General features: G+C 51.5%; 20 protein-coding genes. 13 read left to right on the top strand and 7 right to left on the bottom strand.

Annotated elements, in window-relative coordinates; translation table 11 throughout:
• Positions 1–46: 46 nt before the first annotated feature.
• The gene (locus FHD02_RS08035; protein WP_137371486.1) at positions 47–1,513 is read right to left on the bottom strand and encodes a mannitol dehydrogenase family protein; all 1,467 of its coding nucleotides are present in this window, start codon (positions 1,511–1,513) and stop codon (positions 47–49) included.
• Positions 1,514–1,715: 202 nt separating this feature from the next.
• Here FHD02_RS08035 and uxuA point away from each other — a divergent pair, with 202 nt between their 5' ends.
• Positions 1,716–2,906, top strand: coding sequence for a mannonate dehydratase (gene uxuA, locus FHD02_RS08030; protein WP_042307270.1), 1,191 nt, complete (start codon positions 1,716–1,718; stop codon positions 2,904–2,906).
• A gap of 45 nt (positions 2,907–2,951) precedes the next feature.
• On the opposite strand, the gene FHD02_RS08025 is transcribed toward uxuA, so the two are convergent.
• The gene (locus tag FHD02_RS08025) at positions 2,952–4,424 is read right to left on the bottom strand and encodes a PLP-dependent aminotransferase family protein (RefSeq protein WP_137371485.1); all 1,473 of its coding nucleotides are present in this window, start codon (positions 4,422–4,424) and stop codon (positions 2,952–2,954) included.
• A 164-nt stretch (positions 4,425–4,588) separates the two neighbouring features.
• On the opposite strand from FHD02_RS08025, the gene torC reads away from it, so the two are divergent.
• The 3 genes from torC to torD are packed head-to-tail and all read left to right on the top strand — an operon-like array spanning position 4,589 to position 8,852.
• Positions 4,589–5,722, top strand: coding sequence for a pentaheme c-type cytochrome TorC (gene torC / locus FHD02_RS08020; RefSeq protein WP_137371484.1), 1,134 nt, complete (start codon positions 4,589–4,591; stop codon positions 5,720–5,722).
• A gap of 9 nt (positions 5,723–5,731) precedes the next feature.
• Entirely contained in the window at positions 5,732–8,230 is a 2,499-nt protein-coding gene (torA, locus tag FHD02_RS08015) for a trimethylamine-N-oxide reductase TorA (RefSeq protein ID WP_137371483.1), read from the top strand.
• Complete coding sequence (gene torD, locus FHD02_RS08010; protein ID WP_220393791.1) at positions 8,220–8,852, top strand: molecular chaperone TorD; 633 nt, start codon at positions 8,220–8,222, stop codon at positions 8,850–8,852. Before torA ends, torD begins: the two co-directional genes overlap by 11 nt.
• Positions 8,853–8,906: 54 nt before the next feature.
• On the opposite strand, the gene yeiP is transcribed toward torD, so the two are convergent.
• Complete coding sequence (gene yeiP / locus FHD02_RS08005; RefSeq protein WP_038642029.1) at positions 8,907–9,479, bottom strand: elongation factor P-like protein YeiP; 573 nt, start codon at positions 9,477–9,479, stop codon at positions 8,907–8,909.
• A gap of 157 nt (positions 9,480–9,636) precedes the next feature.
• On the opposite strand from yeiP, the gene FHD02_RS08000 reads away from it, so the two are divergent.
• Complete coding sequence (locus FHD02_RS08000) at positions 9,637–9,891, top strand: YkgJ family cysteine cluster protein (RefSeq protein ID WP_220393790.1); 255 nt, start codon at positions 9,637–9,639, stop codon at positions 9,889–9,891.
• Here FHD02_RS08000 and setB read toward each other — a convergent pair.
• Complete coding sequence (gene setB, locus FHD02_RS07995) at positions 9,888–11,069, bottom strand: sugar efflux transporter SetB (RefSeq protein WP_087857397.1); 1,182 nt, start codon at positions 11,067–11,069, stop codon at positions 9,888–9,890. The genes FHD02_RS08000 and setB overlap by 4 nt on opposite strands.
• A 368-nt stretch (positions 11,070–11,437) precedes the next feature.
• On the opposite strand from setB, the gene fruB reads away from it, so the two are divergent.
• The 4 genes from fruB to FHD02_RS07975 all read left to right on the top strand — a co-directional run bounded on the left by fruB (position 11,438) and on the right by FHD02_RS07975 (position 15,594).
• Positions 11,438–12,568 carry a fused PTS fructose transporter subunit IIA/HPr protein gene (fruB, locus tag FHD02_RS07990; protein ID WP_137361773.1) on the top strand — a complete coding sequence of 377 codons (1,131 nt, stop codon included), beginning with the start codon at positions 11,438–11,440 and terminating at the stop codon, positions 12,566–12,568.
• Positions 12,568–13,506 (top strand): 1-phosphofructokinase, encoded by a 939-nt coding sequence (gene fruK / locus FHD02_RS07985; protein ID WP_006683781.1) that lies wholly within the window; start codon positions 12,568–12,570, stop codon positions 13,504–13,506. Before fruB ends, fruK begins: the two co-directional genes overlap by 1 nt.
• Before the next feature lie 16 nt (positions 13,507–13,522).
• Entirely contained in the window at positions 13,523–15,211 is a 1,689-nt protein-coding gene (fruA, locus tag FHD02_RS07980) for a PTS fructose transporter subunit IIBC (protein ID WP_137350017.1), read from the top strand.
• A gap of 146 nt (positions 15,212–15,357) precedes the next feature.
• Positions 15,358–15,594: a YgdI/YgdR family lipoprotein gene (locus tag FHD02_RS07975; protein WP_042307282.1), complete on the top strand. Its 237-nt coding sequence runs from the start codon at positions 15,358–15,360 to the stop codon at positions 15,592–15,594.
• A 66-nt stretch (positions 15,595–15,660) separates the two neighbouring features.
• On the opposite strand, the gene FHD02_RS07970 is transcribed toward FHD02_RS07975, so the two are convergent.
• Both FHD02_RS07970 and FHD02_RS07965 read right to left on the bottom strand, forming a co-directional pair.
• Complete coding sequence (locus tag FHD02_RS07970; protein WP_079223422.1) at positions 15,661–16,959, bottom strand: anaerobic C4-dicarboxylate transporter; 1,299 nt, start codon at positions 16,957–16,959, stop codon at positions 15,661–15,663.
• A 73-nt stretch (positions 16,960–17,032) separates the two neighbouring features.
• Entirely contained in the window at positions 17,033–17,752 is a 720-nt protein-coding gene (locus FHD02_RS07965) for an aspartate/glutamate racemase family protein (protein WP_042307286.1), read from the bottom strand.
• Positions 17,753–18,105: 353 nt separating this feature from the next.
• On the opposite strand from FHD02_RS07965, the gene hypT reads away from it, so the two are divergent.
• The 4 genes from hypT to FHD02_RS07945 all read left to right on the top strand — a co-directional run bounded on the left by hypT (position 18,106) and on the right by FHD02_RS07945 (position 22,532).
• The gene (gene hypT, locus FHD02_RS07960; protein ID WP_079226151.1) at positions 18,106–19,017 is read left to right on the top strand and encodes a hypochlorite stress DNA-binding transcriptional regulator HypT; all 912 of its coding nucleotides are present in this window, start codon (positions 18,106–18,108) and stop codon (positions 19,015–19,017) included.
• 303 nt (positions 19,018–19,320) lie between these two features.
• Complete coding sequence (locus FHD02_RS07955; protein ID WP_042307288.1) at positions 19,321–20,262, top strand: pseudouridine kinase; 942 nt, start codon at positions 19,321–19,323, stop codon at positions 20,260–20,262.
• On the top strand, positions 20,250–21,185 hold the full coding sequence (locus FHD02_RS07950) for a pseudouridine-5'-phosphate glycosidase (RefSeq protein WP_042307290.1): 936 nt from the start codon (positions 20,250–20,252) through the stop codon (positions 21,183–21,185). The genes FHD02_RS07955 and FHD02_RS07950 overlap by 13 nt, the downstream gene beginning before the upstream one ends.
• A gap of 96 nt (positions 21,186–21,281) precedes the next feature.
• A complete protein-coding gene (locus tag FHD02_RS07945; protein WP_137371478.1) occupies positions 21,282–22,532 on the top strand; it encodes a NupC/NupG family nucleoside CNT transporter in 1,251 nt (416 codons plus the stop codon).
• A gap of 43 nt (positions 22,533–22,575) precedes the next feature.
• Here FHD02_RS07945 and FHD02_RS07940 read toward each other — a convergent pair whose 3' ends face one another.
• Positions 22,576–23,664 (bottom strand): sugar kinase, encoded by a 1,089-nt coding sequence (locus tag FHD02_RS07940; RefSeq protein WP_061382074.1) that lies wholly within the window; start codon positions 23,662–23,664, stop codon positions 22,576–22,578.
• Between the last annotated feature and the right edge of the window lies 1 nt (position 23,665).

The following is a 23,665-nucleotide window of genomic DNA, read 5'->3' as shown; positions in this document are numbered from 1 at the left end:
GTGAGAGGACGAAGACGTGCTTCGTCCTGATTAATGGCAGAAATCGTTAACTTTTTAACGTCTCAATGACAGCCTGATGCGCACCATATTGGGCAATACGTTGCCAGGCGAGTTGAATAGCCGCAACAAACTGCGGATTCTGTACGAGATCGGTGGCGAAAATCTCATGCAGAGAAAGTAGGGCGCTGACGCGTTCTGAGTCTGTACTCTGCTCCACAAGCGCGCCGATTTTCTCGCTCAATGGATCGCGAATATCAATGGCCGCACCTGAATCATCCACTCCGCTCACGTAACGCATCCAGCCTGCGACGCCAAGCGCCAGCAGCGGCCACTCGCTGCGCCGTGCTAAATGTACGCGGATCCCTTCCAGCATACGCTGGGGTAATTTTTGGCTACCATCCATCGCGATTTGCCAGGTTTTATGCTTCAGCGCCGGGTTGGCAAAGCGCTCCAGCAGGTTAGCGGCATACTGGTCTAAATCAACATCGGTGATTTGCAGCGTAGGTGCCTGTTCGTTGAGCATCAGGCGGTAGGCGGCTTCACGAAATGCGCTGTCCTGCATGCAGTCGCTGATGTGCTGAAACCCAGCCAGATAGCCGAGATACGCGAGAAACGAATGACTACCGTTCAGCATCCGCAGTTTCATTTGTTCCCACGGCAGAACGTTTTCAACCATTTGTACGCCGGCGGTTTCCCACTGCGGACGACCACACACAAAATTGTCTTCAATCACCCACTGGATAAAGGGCTCACAACTGATTGCGCAGGGATCGGCCACTCCCAGCTCGCGGGCGATTTCAGCCAGTGACTCTTCGGTAGCGGCAGGAACAATCCTGTCCACCATGGTACCCGGGAAGCTGACATGTTCCTGGATCCAGTGTGCCAGCTCAAGTGAGCGTTTCTCCGCCATTCCCAGTACGGCGTTTTTTACCACATGGCCATTGTCCGGGATATTATCGCAGGAGAGGACGGTAAAAGGTTGCAGCCCGCGTTCACGTCGGCGGTGCAGCGCTTCAACAATAATACCGGGTGCGGAGTGTGGTTCAGCCGGAGTTTGTAGATCATGAACAATGCGTGGATGAGAAAGATCCAGCGAGCCTGTTGCCGGATCGATGCAGTAGCCTTTTTCCGTAATCGTTAACGAGACAATCGCTACCTGAGGTTCACAGAATTTTTCGATAATGGCTGCCAGTGAATCCAGCGTGGCGTTCAGGCATTCTTTGACGGAGCCAATAACAATCGGTTGGTTACCATTCGCCCCTTTTTCTAACACGGTAAATAAATGATCCTGCTCGCGAAGCTGACTCATTAGCCGATCGCCGCTGAACAGACTTATCTCGCAAATTCCCCAGTCCCCACCCGGTGCATTCAGTACCCGGTCGGTCAGTAATGCCTGATGGGCGCGGTGAAAAGCACCGAAACCAAAATGCACAATCCGCGTTTTTAATTGTTGGCGATCGTACTGCGGCATCATGACATTTTTCGCGAGCGGCGCTGAGGCAATAGTTTTCATTCAATACACCTGATTAACCATTAATTAACAATGGCAGTATAAAGTTATATGACAGCAAATTGAATTGGTGTGCCTCATTTATCCGGGGAATGTGAGCTGGATCAACCAATCATCGCGGATTCGTTGATCCTCGCCCAGATGCCTGTATGGTAGTCGTCATTAAGTGAGTTTAATTTGGTATAACAACTTGTGAGGTGAAACAATGGAACAAACCTGGCGTTGGTACGGACCTAACGATCCAGTATCGCTTGATGATGTGCGTCAGGCTGGCGCAACGGGTGTTGTGACCGCCTTGCACCACATTGCCAACGGTGAAGTCTGGCCGGTAGAAGAGATTAAAAAGCGGCAGGCTATTCTGGCTGAAAAAGGGCTGACCTGGTCAGTGGTGGAAAGTATCCCCGTCCACGAAGATATCAAAACGCACTCTGGTCAGTATCAAACGTGGATTGCTAACTATCAGCAGAGTATCCGTAATCTGGCGACCTGCGGCATCGATACCGTGTGCTATAACTTCATGCCGATCCTCGACTGGACGCGTACTGACCTCGAATATCAGTTGCCGGACGGCTCCAAAGCGCTGCGTTTTGACCAGATCGCTTTTGCTGCCTTTGAGCTGCATATCCTCAAACGTTCTGGGGCCGAAGCAGATTACACCCCGGAAGAACAACGCCAGGCGCTGGACTATTTCAATGCCATGAGCGAAGCCGATATTGAAAAACTGACGCGCAATATTATTGCAGGTCTGCCCGGTGCCGAAGAGGGATATACCCTGGATCAGTTCCGTGCGCGCCTTGCTGAATATGACGGCATCAGTAAAGACGATTTGCGCAATAATATGGCGGTATTCCTGCGGGCGATAGTGCCAGTGGCAGAAGAAGTCGGCGTCCGTCTTGCCGTGCACCCGGACGATCCGCCGCGTCCGATCCTCGGCCTGCCGCGCATCGTTTCGACCATTGAAGATATGCAGTGGCTGAAAGACACCGTCGACAGCATCAATAACGGTTTCACCATGTGCACCGGCTCCTACGGCGTACGCGCCGATAACGATCTGGTGAAAATGATTGAAACTTTTGGCGATCGTATTCACTTCACGCATCTGCGTTCAACTTGCCGTGAAGATAACCCGAAAACCTTCCACGAAGGTGCGCATTTGCAGGGTGATGTGGATATGGTATCGGTGGTGGCGGCGATTCTGAGCGAAGAGCAGCGTCGTAAACAGGCGGGCGATCTACGTCCAATCCCGATGCGCCCCGATCACGGGCACCAGATGCTTGATGATTTGCATAAGAAAACCAACCCGGGCTACTCTGCGATTGGTCGTCTGAAAGGCCTGGCGGAAGTCCGTGGCGTTGAGCTGGCGCTGAAACAAACGCAGTTTCGCGATCTGCTGTAAGGCGAACAACAGGGATTGAGCGGCAGGCTCGATCCCTGTAATCCATCAAGGCTGCGATAGCGCCTGTTCCAGTACTGCCAGGACTCTTTTTATCTGCTGTATCTGCAATCCACCAAAACCAAAAAACATGACTGCATCGCTGTTCTCCTTACGCCATGCGGCTTCTGAGCCATTCTCTATATCTGGCAGGGTATCAAAACGAATCCCGGCCAGCAGGCAGCGTTGTTGCAGCCTGGCGATAGTTTCGGGGGACCAGGCAATGCGTAAAGAGAGGTGCAGACCTGCCGTTGCTCCAGCGATTTTCCCTTCCGGAAACAACGCGGACAGGCCGTCGCGTAATAGCGTAAGACGTGCCGCATAATTGCAGGCCAGCTTGCTGATATGCGTATAAAACACCTGATTTTGCATTAATTCGGCCAAAAATTGCTGCAACAACCACTGGCTCCCGTTGTTATTGAGCGCTTTCATATTCTGTACGGCCGAAAGCAGTTCGTCAGGGCAAATCAGATAGCCAAGACGTCCTCCTGGCCCCAGTGTTTTGGAAAATGTCCCCATATAGATAACCCGGTTGTGATAATCCATGGCTTTCAGCGCGGGAAGGGGATTTTCTCCATAGGTAAAAACGGCATCGTAATCGTCTTCAATAATGTAAGCGCCGACGCGCTGCGCCCATGTTAATAATGCCTGACGCCGCTCCAGTGACAGGACGCTACCCAGCGGATACTGATGTGCTGGAGTAACATAACAAAGCTGGGTGGCATATTCCGGTAAATTATCTGTTTGCAGCCCGTGGTTATCGACGGCAATTGGCGTAATGTCTGCGCCGTAATAATTAAACAGATGCCAGGCACCCGAATAACAAGGGGACTCGGTTACAATATGGCACTTTTTTTGCTGACTGAAAGTATGATGGTTAATAAAGAGTTGAGTGAGCAGTGATAGTCCTTCCTGAATCCCGTTAGTAATAATGATGTTCTCTGCTCGAGTATTAATACCGCGAGATAAATTAAGGTATCTGACCAATTGTTCACGCAGTGAAAATAATCCATTTGGTGAATGATATCGGGTAAATAATTGTTCCTTGAGGATGCTGGGGGCGTTATTCCATTTGCGCCAGCTTGACCAGGGAAAAGCATTGGGATCGGGAACGCTCATTTGACAATAGCACTCTCGTCCAGGCTCTACATAAACATCGGTGGGGATCCCAGCCGCTTTAGGTTTCATCGGCGGGGAACCCTGCGCGACGGGCACGATTGCTGGCGTTGTGCGTACAGGTGTGGTGAAGATGACCTCGTAGCCGATACCTTGTCGACTCTTAATTAATCCCGCGGCCATGAGCTTATCATAGGCCATCACGACCGTTATTTTGGCAACGTTTAATACCTGCGCCTGCTCGCGAATAGAGGGAAGTTTATCTCCACAAAGCAAATCACCGCGCTGAATGGCCTGGAAATAAAATTGAAATATCTGCAATTGCAGCGGGGTACGGCTTTCTCTATCGAGAGTCAGTGTTAGCATGAGAAATTCCTTATGTATAATACGCACTATATTACGAGCTTCTCTTCTTTCCGCTTTGATGCACCTCATAGAGTAGATGCTGTTCCTATAAGCTGCTTTTGCTGTCTCTATTTTTGATTTTTATGATCGCTTAGCGTGTCGCTATTAAAAAAATGGAGGCAAGCATGTCGTGGATAAAAAAGAACGCACTGTGGTGCGCATTCGTCGGGGCAGTAGCAATGGCCCTTGCAATTTGGGGGACGTGGCAAGGCGTTCATTACACCAGTACCACCGAATTTTGTTTATCGTGTCACTCGATGCGTACACCAGGAGAGGAATATAAAACCAGCGTGCATTTTCGCAATGCTTCTGGAGTGCGTGCTGAGTGTAAGGATTGTCATATTCCGCCAGGGATCGTCCCGACGCTGGTTCGTAAAACGGAAGCCTTAAACGACCTCTACCACACCTTTATCTCTCCTTCGATTGATACCCCGGAAAAATTTGCCGCAAAACGAGCGGAATTGGCTCAGCGAGAGTGGGCGCGAATGAGCGCTAACAATTCGGCGGCATGTAAATCTTGCCACAGCTATGAGGCGATGGATCACGGCAAACAATCTGCGAATGCGGCGGCGCAAATGACCGCGGCGGCGGCAAAAGACAGCAACTGTATTGATTGCCATAAAGGTATTGCCCATCACAAACCCGATATGAGCAGCGGTTTCCGCGATCGCTATAAGCAGTTGCAGCAGCAGGGAGCGTCTTTATCGAATGCGAGCATGCTGTTCTCGTTAAGCGAAAAAGCACTGACGGCAACGGCCGGAAGCCCCGCAGGTAAAGCGCTGTTATTTCCTGCCACCGAGGTCAAAGTGCTGCAAAAAGAGGGCAGCAACGTGCAGCTTGAACTGACGGGCTGGCGTGAAAGTAAAGGACGCGGGCGGGTGATAACCCAGTATATGGGTAAGCGTGTGTTCTCGGCCGTGCTGGATGACTCTCTGATGGCTAACGTCAAAGTGCTGCAAACTCAGGTCGATCCTGACTCACACCAGCAATGGCAGCAGGTGAGCGTGACCGCCTGGACCTCTGCCCAGGGGCTTATCAGCGATATTGCACCGATCTGGGAATATTCGGATCAAATGCTGCAATCCACCTGTAGTGCCTGTCATAGCACTCCTCCTACGACCCGATATACCGCCAACGGCTGGATCGCCGGATTGAAAGCGATGTCCACCTATTACCGACTGAATCCGGTGGAAGAACGTACGTTGTTGAAATACCTCCAGACCCATGCCAGCGATGTGTCTGAACCTAACAAAAATTAAGGAAAATGTATGGATATTTATGACTTTAACCCGTCTCGCCGCCGTTTTCTGAGCGGTATGTTGGCGGTGGGCGCAGCCAGTGCGCTGGCGCCGAATCCGCTGATCTCAAAAGTATGGGCGGCGGGAGAAAACCCCGAACAGTGGATCCAGTCCGGTTCGCATTATGGCGCTTTTGAAGCCAAAGTGGTCAACGGCGAGTGGACAGAAACCCGGCCTTTCAAACATGACAAATACCCTTGCGATATGCTGAACGCGGTGCGTGAAGTGGTCTATAACCCGTCGCGGGTGCGTTATCCAATGGTTCGTCTGGACTGGTTACGCAAGCGTGAGAAATCGGATCGCAGCCAGCGCGGAGATAATCGTTTTGTGCGGGTAAGCTGGGATCAGGCGCTGGATCTGTTTTACGAAGAGCTGGAACGGGTACAAAAAACCTACGGCTCATCGGGGGTATTTACCGGGCTGGCCGACTGGCAAATGGTGGGAAAATACCATAAAGCGGGCGGGGCGATGGACAGAGGACTTGGCCTGCATGGTAGCTATGTGACGACCGTCGGCGACTACTCTGCGGCCGCGGCGCAGGTTATCTTGCCGCATGTGATTGGTTCGCTGGAAGTTTATGAGCAGCAAACGTCGCTGCCGCTGGTTATCCAGAACAGTAACACCATCGTGCTGTGGGGTTGCGATCCGATCAAGAACCTGCAGATCGAGTTCCTGGTCCCCGATCACGATGCGTTTGGCTATTGGCAACAAATTAAAGAGGCGGTTGCGCAGGGTAAAATGCGTGTTATCAGCGTCGATCCAGTGCGTAGCAAATCGCAAAACTATCTTGGCTGCGAACAACTGGCGCTTCGGCCTCAAACCGATGTCGCGCTAATGTTGGCACTCGCTCATACGCTGTATGAAGAAAAACTGTATGACACGGCGTTTATCAACGATTACACCGTCGGTTTTGAGCAGTTTTTACCGTATCTGCTTGGGGAGAGTGATAAGCAGCCGAAAAATGCCGAATGGGCAGCGGAAATCTGTGGCCTGACGGCGGAGCAGATCCGTGATTTCGCGCGCCTGCTGGTCAAAGGCCGGACCCAATTTATGGGCGGTTGGTGCGTACAACGCATGCATCATGGCGAACAGTATCCCTGGATGCTGGTGGTGCTGGCCAGTATGGTTGGGCAAATTGGCTTGCCGGGCGGGGGCGTAGGGTTTGGCTGGCATTACAACGGCGGTGGTACGGTGACATCCGCCGGACCTGTACTCTCCGGGCTGGGAGGGATTGCGAATCCTCCACCGGCGAAGTATAAAGCGGATTTTCGCGGCGCATCGGAGCATATCCCCACCTCACGCATCGTTGACTGTCTGCTTGAGTCGGGCAAAAAGGTTGCCTTTAACGGCGAAACGTTAACCTGGCCTGATATCAAAATGGCGATCTACAGCGCGGCGAATCCATTCCATGCGCAGCAGGATCGTAATCGCATGATCGAGGCGTGGAAGAAGCTGGAAACCGTGGTGGTATTGGATCATCAATGGACCGCGTCGTGTCGATTTGCCGATATCGTTCTGCCCGTGACCACCCGTTTTGAACGCAACGATATTGAACAGTTTGGTACGCATTCGAATAAAGGGCTGATGGCGCTGCATCAGATCGTTAAACCGCAATATGAAGCCCGGCATGATTTTGACGTTTTTGCCGGATTATGTAAGCGCTTTGACAAAGAAGCGGTGTACCGCGAGAACCGTGACGAAATGCAGTGGATACAAGCGCTCTATGACGAAGGCGTGAAGATGGGTGCGTCGCTCGGCGTCTCTTTACCAGACTTTGCGACATTCTGGCAGGGTGAAGGATATATTGAATATCCGGCCGGACAGCCGTGGGTGCGTCACGGTGAGTTTCGCGACCAGCCAGACCTCAATCCTCTGGGAACGCCTTCAGGTCTGATTGAAATCTACAGTAAAACCATTGCTGGCTTTGCCTACGAGGACTGTCCGGGTCATCCGGTATGGATGGAACCGTTTGAACGTAATCATTCCGCTAAAAAAAATAAATACCCGCTGCATCTGCAATCCTGCCATCCGGATAAACGTCTGCACTCTCAGCTGTGCTCAAGCGAGGCGTTTCGCAACACCTATGCGGTTGCCGGAAGAGAACCGCTTTATATCAGCGCGCAGGATGCCGCCGCCCGTGGCCTGAAAGCAGGTGATATTGCACGCGTCTTCAACGACCGCGGTCAGGTGCTGGCTGGGGTGGTGATTAGCCCTGATTTCACTCCAGGCGTAATCCGCATTCATGAAGGGGCGTGGTATTCCCCGCAGGAAGGTGGAAAAGCCGGGACGTTATGCACCTATGGCGACCCGAATGTCCTGAGCGCCGATATTGGTACTTCACAGCTGGCACAAGGCCCTTCAGCGCATACCGTGCTGGTGGAGGTCGAACGTTACCAGCAAAAAGCCCCACAAGTAACGGCGTTCGGTGGCCCGGAGACAGTAAAAGAGGAGGGGGGAAGTGCAGCATAACCAAATACATCAGCAGCGGGCGGACATGTACCAGTGGTTCTCGCAATTGTTATTCCGTGAGCTGGACGAAAAGCAACTTGCCAGCCTTGAAAACGGCGAGAATCGGGCGTGGATTATCTCACTGGCGGCGATTCCTGGGTTGTCTGGCAAGGTTAAGCAATTTGAGCGTAGTCTGACCCGGATTTTGCGTCGTGATTCCCGACAGATGGAACTCGCCGCGGATTTCGCCTCGCTGTTTCTGCTGGCACCGCCTGGCGGAGTTTCTCCCTATGCCGGGCACTATCCGCATACGACCGCGTCAGCAGAACGTCAGCAAATGAATGTGCTGCTGATCGAACACGGTCTGGCCGCGCGGGAAAATGAGCCATCCGATCATATCGCCATTCAACTGGCATTGATGGCGAAGATGGTTGCTAAAGAGGAGGCGGTATCTGCACAGTATTACTTTTTGCATCACCATATGATGTGCTGGGCGCCATTGCTACGCGATGCCTGCCTGGCGCGAGATGAACAGGGGTTTTACCCGCAGGCGGTCAACCTGATAGTGAGTTTTATGCGCGAGGATGAACAGTATCTGGAATCGCTGTTAATGGATGATTTTTATCTCAGCAGCCAGCGCTGAGTATAACAAAGGGACAGCCTGCGCTGTCCCTTTTCGGCAACGGGGAGCAGAAAGTTAGTCTGCACGGCCCATATAGCGACGTTCTTCGATATGAATACGGATTTTTTCTCCCGCACTCAGATACTCAGGAACCAGGATCACCAGACCGGTAGTCAGGGTCGCAGGTTTGTTACGCGCACTTGCTGATGCCCCTTTAATGCCCGGCGCTGTTTCAACAATCTCCAGGTCTACCGTTTGCGGCAGTTCCAGCGCCAGCAGTTGGCCGTCCCAGGTCAGAACCTGCATGTCCGGCATTCCGCCTTCCGGCATGAACAACAGTTCTTCTTCAATCTGGTCTTTGGTGAAGGTATACGGGGTATAGTCTTCTTTATCCATAAAGACATATTCGTTGCCATCGACGTAGGAAAAGTCAACGCCACGACGGCTCAGTGTGACAGTATCAACTATATCATCGCCCTTGAAACGCTCTTCAACTTTCAGGCCGGTACGGACATCAGAAAAACGCATTTTGTACAGCGTGGCGGCGCCACGTGCGGTTGGCGATTGAATATCAATATCTTTTACAATCAGCAGCTTGCCGTTGTAATTCAGTACCATACCTTTTTTAATTTCGTTCGCTCTTGGCATCGAAAAAATCCTGTAGTGAGGAGTGTCTAAAATATCGCGTAAAACTACTCGCGCTGGGGCATTCAGGCAAGTGGAATTGATGCTTTTGCTGGTGCAAAAAAGGTGTTACTGTGCGCTTCTCGCCCAATCCGATGGTTCACGATAAAGAGAGTACTGTATGAAATGCCGTCCGGATTGTGGTGCATGCTGCACCGCGCCTTCAATCTCCAGTCCCATCCCCGGTATGCCTGATGGCAAGCCCGCTAATACACCATGCGTTCAGTTGGATGAATCATTGCGCTGTAAAATTTTCGCTTCGCCGCTGCGGCCAAAAGTATGTGCCGGTTTGCAGCCCAGTGCGGAAATGTGTGGGAAGACGACGCACCAGGCCATGCTGTATCTTATTGAGCTTGAATCGCTGACCGCGCCTTAAACATCTTTGATGCGCGCCAGGCACACGATGGTGGCGATGATCATCACCAGCGCAAACCAGAACACTGCGTGATAATTCCAGATTTCAGCGGCAATACCGGCCAACGATCCGGCAATAATCCAGCCTACGCGAATGGTATTCGTATAAAGAGTCGTGGCTGAACCTGCTTGTCCTGGCATCAAATCCTGGAAATAGAGCATGCCAATCCCGCCAAGGATGCCGATATAAATCGCGTTCAGCAGTTGTAAACCAAGCAATACCGCCGGAGAGTGGGCCAACAGCATACCGGCATAAAAGAAAAAGCCGGCGACGACGGCAATTCGCATCAACAGACGCTTGCCCAGACGCTTCGCAAAGTATCCGGCAATCAACATGGTCGGGATTTCCAGCCCGGCAGCGGTGCCCATCATGATACCCGCCAGTTTTTCCGGCAGATGCAGTTCATTGATAATAAACAGCGGCATATTAATGATATAGAGGCTATTGGTCCCCCACATTAATGTGCAGATAACAAAAAGGAGCAGCGTGTCGCGACGATTGCGCCGTGGCGCCTCCACCACGCCAGTGGCGAGAGGCACATTTTTACTCATCGACGGTAAGAACAGCCAAACCATTGCGCCGCAGACAATAAAAGCAACCGCCGCGCTGAGGTACATCACCGTGAAGCTAAATCCCATTGCCAGTGCGTAGGCCAGCGGCGGGCCAATTACCCAGGCCAGCGATACCTGCGCACGTAAAATTGAGCTGAACATGACCGCTTCCCGGCCTGTACGGTCGGCATGCTCGCGGGCGAGAGCAAACATTTGCGGGTTGGCGGTCGAACCAAAGCTGCTGAGGAAGACGCCGACAAACAGCAAAATAAAATAGTTGCGGTTCCAGGCAAACAGCACGCAGGCTAGCATGCCCAGCACACAACAGAAGACAATCAGGTTTTTGCGGTCGCCTTTTTTATCCGATCGCCCGGCCAGAAACTGACTCACCAGGATACCGATTACTGCGCTGCCGGTAAAAAAGAACCCGACCATACCGGGACGGGCATGGACTTCATCGGTCAGAAAAAGACTCAGCGTTGGTGTCTGCAAAGCGCCGGCGATACCCGTCAGAAATGCGACAAGCAGGAACGCCGCAGACGTTAAATCGAACGCCTTAGGTGTGGCGGCTACGGGGGTGTTATGCATGTTTTGATATCAATGATGTGAAGAGACGCGGAGTTTACGCTGCTTGCCAGGAAATAAACAGGTAGCCAAATCAAAATCGGCATCAAAAATCAAAATAGCATTTCAGTCAAAGAATGCTGTTTGCTGATGTTGCTGAATCTGACACGCTGACGCCATTTTTGCTTCAGCAATTTTATCTCTCCCCAGGAGAAAATGTGCGTTATCTCTAAATTCAGCAAGTAATTTGTCAACTTTACTTGTGTGCTGAAGAAAAAAGATCAAGACTTCTTGAAACGTTTCAGCGTCATCTTGCCATAACTGATGGAGTCAGGTGACGCCTTTTTTCTCATGTTGGCTGAATCGTTTCAATTCAGCGGGAGAGGAGAACCATGTTCCAGTTATCTGTTCAGGATATTCACCCGGGCGAACAGGCCGGGAATAAAGAAGAGGCTATTCGCCAGGTTGCCGCGGCCTTAGTGCAGGCGGGTAACGTTGCGGAAGGCTACGTCGATGGCATGCTGGCGCGTGAACAACAAACGTCCACGTTTCTTGGCAACGGTATTGCTATTCCTCACGGGACGACGGACACGCGCGATCGGGTGCTGAAAACCGGTGTGCAGGTGTTTCAGTTCCCGCAGGGCGTGACCTGGGGCGAAGGGCAGGTCGCGTATGTGGCGATAGGTATTGCCGCCAGCTCTGATGAGCACCTCGGTTTACTGCGTCAGCTGACGCATGTGTTGAGTGATGACTCCGTTGCTGAACAGCTGAAATCAGCGACCACGGCGGAAGAGCTACGCGCGTTGCTGATGGGCGAAAAGCAGAGCGAACAATTAAAGCTTGATAACGAAACGCTGTCGCTGGACGTCGTTGCCAGCTCGCTGGTTACGCTGCAGGCGCTCAACGCTGCGCGGCTGAAAGAAATTGGTGCGGTTGATGCCGCATTTGTCGCCAGAGCCATCAATGAGCAGCCGATGAATCTCGGTCAGGGGATCTGGCTGAATGACGGTGCTGAAGGTAACGTGCGCAGCGCCGTTGCGGTCAGCCGTGCAGCTACGGCGTTTGATGTACAAGGGGAAGCGGTAGCCCTGCTGGTGACCGTCGCGATGAATGACGATCAACCGGTTGCAGTGCTGAAGCGCCTTAGCGATCTGCTGCTGAACAATAAAGCTGACCGTTTGTTGAAAGCGGATGCGGCAACGGTACTGGCGCTGCTGACCAGCGATGACGCCTTAACTGATGATGTACTGAGCGCCGAATTTGTTGTGCGCAATGAGCATGGTTTGCACGCCCGTCCGGGCACCATGCTGGTGAATACGATTAAACAATTTAACAGTGAAATTACCGTGACAAATCTCGATGGAACCGGCAAACCGGCAAATGGACGCAGTCTGATGAAAGTTGTGGCATTAGGCGTGAAAAAAGGACACCACCTGCGCTTTACCGCCCAGGGCGAGGATGCTGAACAGGCGCTGAAAGCGATTGGCGAAGCCATCGCGGCAGGTCTTGGGGAGGGCGCGTAATGAGCAGACGTGTTGCTACTATCACCCTTAACCCGGCCTACGACCTGGTGGGTTTCTGCCCGGAAATTGAACGCGGCGAAGTGAATCTGGTGAAAACCACCGGCCTGCATGCGGCGGGGAAAGGGATTAATGTCGCTAAAGTCCTGAAAGATTTAGGTATCGATGTCACGGTGGGCGGTTTCCTGGGTAAAGACAACCAGGATGGTTTTCAGCAGTTGTTCAGCGAGCTGGGCATTGCCAACCGCTTTCAGGTTGTACAAGGGCGTACCCGTATCAACGTCAAGCTGACCGAAAAAGACGGTGAAGTCACCGACTTCAATTTCTCCGGCTTTGAAGTTACCCCTGCTGACTGGGAACGCTTTGTGAACGATTCGCTGAGCTGGCTGGGCCAGTTCGACATGGTGTGCGTTAGCGGTAGTTTGCCGACCGGCGTGAGCCCGGAAGCTTTCACCGACTGGATGACGCGTCTGCGCAGTCAGTGTCCGTGCATTATCTTTGATAGTAGTCGTGAAGCGTTGGTGGCAGGTCTGAAGGCGGCGCCGTGGCTGGTGAAGCCAAACCGTCGTGAACTGGAAATCTGGGCGGGTCGTAAACTGCCTGAAATGAAAGATGTGATTGATGCTGCGCATGCGCTGCGCGAGCAGGGTATTGCTCATGTCGTGATTTCACTCGGTGCGGAAGGCGCGCTGTGGGTTAACGCTTCGGGTGAGTGGATTGCTAAACCGCCCTCAGTTGAGGTGGTCAGCACCGTGGGCGCGGGTGATTCAATGGTTGGCGGTCTGATTTATGGTCTGCTGATGCGTGAGTCCAGCGAACACACCCTGCGTCTGGCGACGGCTGTTGCCGCCCTGGCGGTAAGCCAAAGTAACGTGGGCATTACCGATCGTCCTCAGTTGGCCGCAATGATGGCGCGTGTCGACTTAAAACCGTTTAACTGACAGCAGGAGAGGCATAATGAAAACGCTGCTGATTATTGACGCTAATCTCGGCCAGGCTCGCGCTTACATGGCGAAAACCCTGCTTGGAGCGGCGGCGCAAAAAGCGCATCTGGAAATTATTGATAATCCGAATGATGCAGAACTGGCGATTGTTCTGGGCGACACGCTTCCTGCCGACAGCTCGCTGAACGGCAAAAAAGTTTGGCTCGGCGATATCGGTCGTGCGGTTGCGCATCCTGAACTCTTCCTCAGCGAAGCGAAAGGCCATGCAAAACCTTACAGCGCCCCGGTTGCGACAGCGCCTGTGGCCAGCAGTGGTCCAAAACGTGTGGTGGCGGTGACGGCGTGTCCGACCGGCGTTGCCCATACGTTTATGGCTGCTGAAGCTATTGAAACAGAAGCGAAAAAACGTGGCTGGTGGGTGAAGGTTGAAACCCGTGGCTCGGTCGGGGCAGGCAATGCCATTACCCCGGAAGAGGTGGCTCAAGCGGATCTGGTGATTGTGGCGGCTGACATTGAAGTTGATCTGGCCAAATTTGCCGGAAAACCAATGTACCGCACGTCTACTGGCCTGGCGCTGAAGAAAACGAAGCAGGAGCTGGACAAAGCGCTGGAAGAAGCTACGCCGTATCAGCCAACCGGCAAGGCGCAGTCTGCGGCAACCGAAGGTAAGAAAGAGAGCGCTGGCGCGTATCGTCACCTGCTGACGGGTGTGTCTTATATGCTGCCGATGGTGGTCGCTGGCGGTCTGTGTATTGCGCTCTCATTCGCCTTTGGTATTGAAGCGTTTAAAGAGCAGGGCACGCTGGCGGCGGCGCTGATGCAGATTGGCGGTGGTTCAGCCTTTGCGTTGATGGTGCCGGTTCTGGCGGGTTATATTGCATTTTCCATTGCTGACCGTCCGGGTCTGACGCCAGGTCTTATCGGCGGTATGCTGGCAGTGAGCACTGGTTCTGGCTTTATTGGCGGGATTATTGCCGGTTTCCTTGCCGGTTATGTGGCGAAGCTCATTAGTACCAGACTGAAACTCCCGCAGAGTATGGAAGCGCTGAAACCGATTCTGATCATTCCACTGCTTTCAAGCCTGGTGGTGGGCCTGGCCATGATCTACCTGATCGGTAAACCGGTAGCGGGCATTCTGGAAGGTCTGACCCACTGGCTGCAAACCATGGGTACGGCGAATGCGGTACTGCTCGGTGCGATTCTTGGCGGCATGATGTGTACCGATATGGGCGGCCCGGTTAATAAAGCGGCGTATGCTTTCGGTGTAGGTCTGCTGAGTACGCAAACTTATGCGCCGATGGCTGCCATTATGGCTGCGGGGATGGTACCTCCGCTGGCGCTGGGTCTGGCAACGCTGGTTGCACGTCGTAAGTTCGACAAAGCACAGCAAGAGGGCGGTAAAGCTGCGCTGGTGCTGGGCCTGTGCTTTATCACCGAAGGGGCAATCCCATTTGCCGCGCGTGACCCGATGCGCGTTCTGCCTTGCTGTATCGTTGGCGGCGCAATTACCGGTGCTCTCTCCATGGCGGTAGGGGCTAAGCTGATGGCGCCACACGGCGGTCTGTTCGTGCTGTTAATCCCTGGCGCAATTACGCCGGTGGTTGGCTACCTGCTGGCCATTATTGCCGGTACGCTGGTAGCCGGTCTCTCCTACGCGGTGCTGAAGCGCCCGGAAGCAGAGGTTGTGGCAAAGGCGGCCTGATTAAGAACTGAAATCCAGGGCAGAGAAATCTCTGCCCTTTTTTTATGCATTAACCCTTACCGTTACAGCATCGCCACAATAATCCATCCTGCCTTAAGCAAATTCGATAAAGTGCCTTTAAATCAAACTGGTCATGGAAATCGAATATGAAAAAAGCGCCCATTTTTGCTGTTCTGTCACTCGCGACGCTGCTGCTAACGGGGTGTTCAACTACCTGGGTGATGACAACAACGTCAGGTTCAACAATAGAGACGCAAGGCAAGCCTGAGCAAGACCCCGAGACAGGACTGACAAAATATGCTGACGCCTATGGCTATCACCGCGTGATTAAAAGCAGCGATGTGAAGCAAATAGATAAAGGTAAGACGGTATTGATGTGGTGAGTCGGGGCAAATGAGTAGAGAATCATTCAGGGGCGATATCTCTGTCGCGCCCCTGAATAAGACGGCTCAGGCAATCATTGGCGCGATGATGAAACCAAAAGCAACGCCAGCGACTATCCCACCCAGTCCCGGCAACATAAACGGGTGGTTTAAGACATACTTACCTACGCGCGTTGTCCCGGTGGTGTCGAACTCCATAGCCGCCAGTGAGGTCGGGTACGTTGGTAGAACAAATACGCCGGTCACAGCCACATAGGAAGCCAGAATAGCCCAGGTGGGAACGCCAAGTGCGACGGCAAGCGGGATAATCAACGGCGTGGTGGCTCCCTGTGAATAGAGCAACGCGCAGGTGCCAAACAATACCAGAGCCAACAGCATCGGGTAGGCCTGCAGAATATTGCCTGCGATGTCCTTAATTTCCGCCAGGTGCGCGTCAATGAACGTGGTTCCCAGCGTAACAATGCCGAGAATGACTGCCAGCGAACTCATCCCGGCGCGAAAAGTGGACGTCAGGACAATGGCATCTGTAGATGTTTTGCACAGCACCACCATCAGGCAAGCGGCAGCCAGCATGCAGATAATAATGATATCCCGCGTATTCATTGGGTTGCCAGCGTCAAACCCCGGACGTAACTGAGGGAATGCGGCAAGAATAACGATGAGCACCGTGGCCAGCATAAACAGGGCGACGGAAAGCCTTGCACCCGGCGTGATACTGTTTTGCCCTTCGTATTTACGCACCAGCCCTTTCTGCAGGCGTTCCAGATAGACCTCATCGTCTTCAAGCTCACACCCCTGGCGTGAAGCGATGAATGCGCCAACCATCGCGGCAACAAACGAGGCTGGCAGACATACGGCCATAACCTGGATAAAGCTGATGCCGTTACCTTCCATGATGGTCAACATCGCGGCCATTGCGGCGCTGATCGGCGAGCCGGATATCGCTACCTGGGATGCCACTACGGAGCCTGCGAGCGTACGAGAAGGGCGGATACCCGACTCTTTCGCAACTTCTGCAATCACCGGCAGGGTTGAAAATACAATGAAACCTGTTCCCGCCATTATGGTCATCGACCAGGTGATAATCGGTGCAATGACATTGATATATTTAGGATTACGACGCATAAAGTTGCCGGCAATGCGTACCAGATAATCCATGCCTCCGGCTGCCTGTAGCGCTGATGCCGCCACAACCACCGTCATAATAATAAGAATGACGTCCACAGGCGGTGAGCCAATTTTTAGATCAAATCCCAGGGTTAAAATAGCCAGCCCCAGCCCGCCGCATAAACCGATACCAATTCCGCCGAGGCGGATACCGAAAAATATTGCGCCCAATACTACGATAATTTCCAACCAAAGCATAATGGCCTCCGCCAGATAATAATTTGCTATAAGAATGGCTTTTATTAAATGTGATGATTAAATGGTGGTTTTTTTATTGCGCCAGAAGGTGGCTTTTTCCAACGCGTTTTTCATACCACTTGATTCCGGCACGAACCAACGAACCGGTTGAATCAATATATTTGGCTGGTGATTTCTTGATGGCTTCAGCAAGGATGACGGGAACTTCAGTACATCCCAGAACGATGACTTCCGCGCCGCGTGAGAAAAGTGCTTCAGCCTGTTCATTCATTAATTTTTGTGCTTGCTTAACATCGCCAGCTTTCAGGCAATAAATGCTTTCCATTACTTTTTCCTGGCTGGAGGAATCAGGGCTGACGCAGGTTAACCCAAGAGATTCTATACCTTTTTGGTAAAGGCCCATGTACAACGTGGCGTTGGTGGCAAGCAGTCCGATGCGCGATTTTCCGCAGTTTCTAACCTCACTAAGGGTTGTCTCCACAATACTGAGCAACTCTGTATGACAGGATTCTTTTAACTCTTTAAACCAAAAGTGGGCGGTATTACACGGGATCACAATACACTCCGCGCCAGCATCTTCGAGTTTATGCATATAATCGCGCATGGCCGGAAGAGGGGAATTACCATGACGCATTAATGCGTCAGTTCGGTCGGGTATATCAGGAATGGATGAAATAATTAGTGGGATATGTTCCTGATCGCGTTGCGCTGCGGTAAAGGTGACGAATTTATTAAATAGATCGACGGTTGCAGCAGGTCCCATACCACCAAGTACACCAATTAAACCTTTCACGATATATACCTCATTTCACCGTTAAATAATATTCAGGCTGTGTTTTGTCTTGCCCTAATGTTTAACAGCAGAGCGTTGCGAGGAGAAATGCAATAATGTTTGTCTTAATGCAAAAACTGCATGACTGTAGTTTTTTACGCCATCCTATGGGGTTAGGATAGCGTGGCAAGCCTGAAGTTCTGCAAGCAGAGTAGGGTTGTGGCTGAAGGGTGACGCTGACATGTTAATGTCAAAAACGAAGGTTTGATGCAAAAAACGAATCATCGTGGGCTGATCGTCAATATCATCTCTGGAATTCTTCAGGCATGATGTTTTTAGGCTCATCAACATATTTAAACATCCGTGTGACAGGTATGAAAAATATTGAGACAAAATGGTTATATGATTTTCTGACGCTGGAGGCATGCCGTCATTTTTCCCAGGCTGCGGAGGAGCGCAATATATCTCAGCCGGCATTTAGCCGGAGGATCAAAGCGCTCGAATCAGCCGTGGGGGTGCAGCTGTTTGATCGCACGACGACACCGCTACAACTCACGGAGGAGGGTAAGTTATTCCATTCGCAAACGCGTAGCCTGCTACAACAGCTGGAATGTAATCTGGACGAACTCAGTGGTCACAATCTGCTTGGGGTACCCAATATAAAAATCGCGGCAGCGCATTCTTTGTCGCTGACCATGTTGCCCCGGTTAGTGCATTCAATGGCGGCCTGGGGGGAAGAATTTGTCTGGCACGTCGAGGCGATTGATGTGGTGCAAGCGGTGAATACCCTGCGCGAGGGGAAAAGTGATTTTATTATCTCGTTTCGTGATGAAGATTTAATGCAGTCACCTTTCTGTGGCTTGAAGGTTTTTGAGTCTGAGCTTTATCCCGTCTGTGCCACCGATGGTCAGGGGAACGCGTTGTTTGATATCTATCAGCCGCAGGCGCCGATTCTGAACTATACCAGCACATCCTACATGGGAAGATTGGTAAACCGTCAGTTGGCGGAAGTAGGCGGCATTTCAGCACGTACGTTGTTTATGTCTTCGATGAGTGAGTTGTTGAAAAACATGGCGCTGGATGGGCATGGCATCGCCTGGCTACCAGCGTGGTCGATCGTCAACGAGCTGCGTGATAAGCGTCTGGTGCGTCTGGAGACACCTGAGCTGATGGTGCCAATTCAGGCCTATATTTACCGGATGGACACGCGATTGAATAAAACGGCTGAACATTTCTGGCGTATTTTGTACAACCATATGCCAGAGGACCTGGTTTCGCTTACCTGAGGCGCGCCAGCTTGCCAGGCGCATCTGAAAAATCTCCGGTTATGCCGGAGTTATACTTTTTAGTCTGCTTAATTTGTGTACTGCCTCTCATTTCCTCTCTCCCTTACAAACTGTATCTATAAAAAATTGTGATTCTGTTCATATCTATTGGTTTTAGATCTTGCAGATGGGTTTACTTTGTCAAAAACCTGCTTACTATAAACACATGTTCGATATTGAACATATGCTCTAATAATTTTGTGTGTGGCGGTGGTTATTCTTAACGAACTCATTAGTGGCAAGATAATTGCCAGGGGACGTGCTATGCGTGAAAAGGAATACATAGTAACTATTGGCTCGGCCAATATGGATGTTGCTGGGTATTCGCATGCTTCTCTAAATTATGCGGATTCGAATCCAGGAAAGATAAAATTCACCCCCGGCGGAGTTGGACGCAACATTGCACATAATCTCGCGCTGCTGGGTAAAAATTCGTGGTTACTGACTGCGGTTGGTAATGATTTTTATGGTCAATCGTTATTGGCGCAAACTAATCTATCCGGAGTACATGTTGATAAGTGTCTTATCGTTCCCGGAGAGAATACATCGAGTTATTTATCTCTGCTTGATAACACCGGTGAAATGCTGGTTGCCATTAATGATATGAGTATCACTGAACATATTTCACCGGGTTTTTTATCGCAGCAGCATGATTTTATTCGGCAGGCGAAAGTTATCGTCGCCGATTGCAATATCAGCGAAGATGCCCTGGCATGGGTACTGGAAAATGCCGGAGATGTTCCGGTGTTTGTCGACCCGGTATCGGCATGGAAGTGCGTCAAAATTCGTGAGCGGCTTGGACAAATTCACACCCTCAAACCTAACCGGCTTGAAGCCGAAACGCTGAGCGGTATTGCGCTTTCCGGGCGTGATGATGTTGGCAAAGTTGCCGCCTGGTTTCACGATCGCGGCTTAAATCGCCTGGTGCTCAGTATGGGCGGTGATGGAGTTTATTACAGTGATATTGCGGGGGATTGCGGTTGGTCGCTGCCGATTAAAACTCACGTCATTAATGTTACTGGGGCTGGCGATGCGATGATGGCGGGACTGGCTTCCTGCTGGGTAGACGGCATGCCCTTTATTGATTCGGTTCGATTTGCGCAGGGTTGTTCATCAATGGCGTTAGCCTGTGAATATACCAATAACCCTGATTTGTCTGTTGCGAATGTTATCTCAATCGTGGAGAACACAGAATGTCTGAATTAACTCTTTCCTCTGAATTATTACAAATATCTCCAGAAGTACAGGAAGCATTAAACGGTAAAAAACCGATTGTTGCCCTCGAATCAACCATTATTTCTCATGGTATGCCATTTCCGCAGAATGCCCAGACCGCTATTGAAGTCGAAGAAACTATTCGTAAACATGGGGCAGTTCCTGCGACCATTGCTATTATTGGCGGGGTAATGAAAGTTGGTTTAAGCAAAGATGAAATTGAGTTGCTTGGGAGAGAGGGACATAGCGTTACTAAAGTCAGTCGTCGTGATTTACCATTTGTGGTTGCTGCAGGAAAAAATGGTGCGACGACAGTTGCCTCAACCATGATTATTGCCTCCCTGGCTGGAATTAAAGTATTTGCAACGGGCGGGATTGGTGGTGTTCATCGTGGTGCTGAACATACCTTTGATATTTCCGCGGATCTGCAAGAACTGGCGCATACCAATGTCACGGTAATTTGTGCCGGCGCGAAATCTATTCTTGATCTCGGTTTAACGACCGAATATTTAGAAACCTTTGGCGTGCCGTTAATTGGATATCAGACCAACGCGTTGCCGGCATTTTTCTGCCGAACCAGTCCGTTTGAGGTCAGTATTCGTTTGGACAGCGCAAAAGAGATTGCCCGTGCCATGGCGGTGAAATGGCAGACAGGTCTCGATGGCGGTCTGGTTGTTGCAAACCCAATCCCAGAGCAGTTTGCGATGGCTGAAGAGAAAATTAATGCGGCAATCGATCGGGCGGTAAAAGAAGCGGAAGAGCAGGGTGTTGTGGGCAAAGAGAGTACGCCGTTCCTGCTGGCGCGCGTTGCGGAGCTGACCGGTGGTGACAGCCTGAAATCAAATATTCAGCTGGTGTTCAACAACGCGGTACTGGCTTGTGAAATTGCGAAGGAGTATCAACGCCTCGCCTGACCAAATTTTCCGGGCAGAATGCGGTCGCCCGCGGATAGCAAACCTACCAAAACCTGGCGGTAACGCCGGGTTTCCTGGCATGAAGGGAATTTCATTATGGATATAATGAGAAGTGTTGTGGGTATGGTGGTATTACTGACTATCGCGTTTCTGCTGTCAGTAAATAAAAAGCGTATTAGTCTGCGTACGGTCGGGGCAGCACTGGTGCTGCAAATTGCAATCGGCGGCATTATGCTCTATTTCCCGCCGGGGAAATGGCTGGTTGAACAGGCCGCGCTCGGTGTCCACAAGGTGATGTCATACAGTGACGCGGGTAGTGCATTTATCTTTGGCTCCCTGGTCGGGCCAAAAATGGATGTGCTGTTTGACGGAGCCGGGTTTATCTTCGCCTTTCGGGTGCTCCCGGCCATCATTTTTGTGACCGCGCTGATCAGTCTACTCTACTACATTGGCGTGATGGGGCTGTTGATCCGCATCCTTGGCGGTATTTTCCAGAAAGCGTTGAACATCAGTAAGATCGAGTCATTTGTCGCAGTAACCACGATTTTCCTCGGGCAAAACGAGATCCCGGCGATCGTCAAACCGTTTATTGACCGGCTGAATCGCAATGAGCTATTTACCGCTATCTGTAGCGGGATGGCCTCGATTGCTGGCTCAATGATGATTGGTTACGCTGGAATGGGCGTTCCGATTGACTATCTGCTGGCGGCATCGTTGATGGCAATCCCTGGTGGTATTTTATTTGCGCGTATGCTGAGTCCGGCAACTGAAGAATCTCGCGTCACCTTTGAGAACCTGTCATTTACCGAAACGCCGCCGAAAAGCATCATCGAAGCAGCGGCGAGCGGGGCGATGACCGGGCTGAAAATTGCCGCAGGCGTGGCGACGGTAGTAATGGCATTTGTCGCCATTATCGCGCTGATTAACGGCATTATCGGCGGAATTGGTGGTTGGTTTGGTTTTGGTCACGCCACCCTGGAAGGAATCTTCGGCTGGCTACTTGCACCGCTGGCTTGGATTATGGGCGTGGACTGGAGCGATGCGACGCTGGCAGGTAGCCTGATTGGTCAGAAGCTGGCAATCAACGAGTTTGTCGCGTATCTCAACTTCTCGCCGTATCTGCAAACCGGCGGGACACTGGATGTGAAGACCATTGCGATTATTTCGTTTGCGCTGTGCGGGTTCGCTAACTTTGGTTCGATTGGTGTTGTTGTCGGCGCATTTTCGGCGATAGCGCCACAGCGTGCTCCAGAAATCGCGCAGCTTGGAATGCGCGCGCTGGCAGCAGCAACGCTGTCAAACCTGATGAGCGCCACCATAGCGGGTTTCTTTATCGGTATAGCATAGTGAGAGCAATGCCGGATAAGCGTGGCGCTATCCGGCATTACATTTAAGCTGTTTGCAGCAAATATAAGGCGTTATCTGCCGAGAGGGTTGGGTTGTTGATGCTGACGCTGGCTCGCGATAATGCCGCGCAGGCCATGGCAAAGTGAGCGCTTTCACGAAACTCGCTACCTTCCAGAAAGCTGTACAGCAATCCCGCCATAAAAGCGTCATCGGCGCCAAAACTGTCTACGATCGTATGATCAGGAGGTGTCAGTAAAAACTGTTCTCCGTCCTTTTCGCTGCAAAAAACGGAATCATCTTCCAGGCAGACAAAGATCCGTTTTACACCTTGCTGATGCAGACTATTGACGGCCAGTATGCGATCAGCATCTGAATGGATAGGTTGGCCCCACAAAATCGCCAGCTCTTTCTGCGTTGGTTTAAGCGTATGAATACGCTTAAACCATGTCTTCATTTTTGCCGCTTTGAACTCTGAAACGGTGTCAATGAATACGGGAATATCATCAGCAATCGTAAAGACCCACTCAATGGCTTCGGCGGTCAGATTGCAATCTGCCAGTACGACACCGGAATGGCGGATCAAATCTCGCGACCCGTTCAGCAACTGTGGCGTTAATTGCTGCAGGATATGGGTATCGTTAATTGCCAGTACGGTTTCTTCCTGCTGATTAGCGATCGACAGGTAGGTTGAGGTGTTATGCCCATGCAGGCGTATGCAACTTGCAACGTTTACACCGGCCTGACGCGTTTGTTCCAGCAATGTTTCCCCATAGAAATCGCTGCCAACAGCGGAAATTAAGTGAACGTCACGGCCCAGCAGCGCCAGGTTGTGGGCGATGTTGCGTCCTACGCCGCCTGCCGAGCAGTGAATGCTGCCAGGATTAGAAGCAGCCTGAGGATAGTGGATGTCTGCAACACCACGAATATCCATGTTGATTGCCCCGACAACCACGCAATAATCCTGTTCGGTAAGGATATAACCTTTACCTTTGATCATGCCTTTACGCATCAAATCCATAATATGCGCAGCGACGCGTGAACGGCTTATCTGCAGAATATCGGCGATTTCATTCTGCTGAATCAACGGATTGCGACGCAGGATCTTAAGGATCTGCTTTTCCCTGTCGTTCATA

Source organism: Citrobacter sp. EC_71, assembly GCF_019584005.1.
GTDB lineage: Bacteria > Pseudomonadota > Gammaproteobacteria > Enterobacterales > Enterobacteriaceae > Citrobacter > Citrobacter werkmanii.
The sequence above is the reverse complement of the archived record's forward strand: the minus strand, read 5'-3'. Positions and strand labels throughout refer to the sequence as shown.

Bases quoted from the DNA above. Each gene is read 5' to 3' on its own strand.
- FHD02_RS08035 (WP_137371486.1), bottom strand. From the start codon at position 1,513: ATGAAAACTATTGCCTCAGCGCCGCTCGCGAAAAATGTCATGATGCCG.
- uxuA (WP_042307270.1), top strand. From the start codon at position 1,716: ATGGAACAAACCTGGCGTTGGTACGGACCTAACGATCCAGTATCGCTT.
- FHD02_RS08025 (WP_137371485.1), bottom strand. From the start codon at position 4,424: ATGCTAACACTGACTCTCGATAGAGAAAGCCGTACCCCGCTGCAATTG.
- torC (WP_137371484.1), top strand. From the start codon at position 4,589: ATGTCGTGGATAAAAAAGAACGCACTGTGGTGCGCATTCGTCGGGGCA.
- torA (WP_137371483.1), top strand. From the start codon at position 5,732: ATGGATATTTATGACTTTAACCCGTCTCGCCGCCGTTTTCTGAGCGGT.
- yeiP (WP_038642029.1), bottom strand. From the start codon at position 9,479: ATGCCAAGAGCGAACGAAATTAAAAAAGGTATGGTACTGAATTACAAC.
- FHD02_RS08000 (WP_220393790.1), top strand. From the start codon at position 9,637: ATGAAATGCCGTCCGGATTGTGGTGCATGCTGCACCGCGCCTTCAATC.
- setB (WP_087857397.1), bottom strand. From the start codon at position 11,069: ATGCATAACACCCCCGTAGCCGCCACACCTAAGGCGTTCGATTTAACG.
- fruB (WP_137361773.1), top strand. From the start codon at position 11,438: ATGTTCCAGTTATCTGTTCAGGATATTCACCCGGGCGAACAGGCCGGG.
- fruK (WP_006683781.1), top strand. From the start codon at position 12,568: ATGAGCAGACGTGTTGCTACTATCACCCTTAACCCGGCCTACGACCTG.
- fruA (WP_137350017.1), top strand. From the start codon at position 13,523: ATGAAAACGCTGCTGATTATTGACGCTAATCTCGGCCAGGCTCGCGCT.
- FHD02_RS07975 (WP_042307282.1), top strand. From the start codon at position 15,358: ATGAAAAAAGCGCCCATTTTTGCTGTTCTGTCACTCGCGACGCTGCTG.
- FHD02_RS07970 (WP_079223422.1), bottom strand. From the start codon at position 16,959: ATGCTTTGGTTGGAAATTATCGTAGTATTGGGCGCAATATTTTTCGGT.
- hypT (WP_079226151.1), top strand. From the start codon at position 18,106: ATGAAAAATATTGAGACAAAATGGTTATATGATTTTCTGACGCTGGAG.
- FHD02_RS07955 (WP_042307288.1), top strand. From the start codon at position 19,321: ATGCGTGAAAAGGAATACATAGTAACTATTGGCTCGGCCAATATGGAT.
- FHD02_RS07950 (WP_042307290.1), top strand. From the start codon at position 20,250: ATGTCTGAATTAACTCTTTCCTCTGAATTATTACAAATATCTCCAGAA.
- FHD02_RS07945 (WP_137371478.1), top strand. From the start codon at position 21,282: ATGGATATAATGAGAAGTGTTGTGGGTATGGTGGTATTACTGACTATC.
- FHD02_RS07940 (WP_061382074.1), bottom strand. From the start codon at position 23,664: ATGAACGACAGGGAAAAGCAGATCCTTAAGATCCTGCGTCGCAATCCG.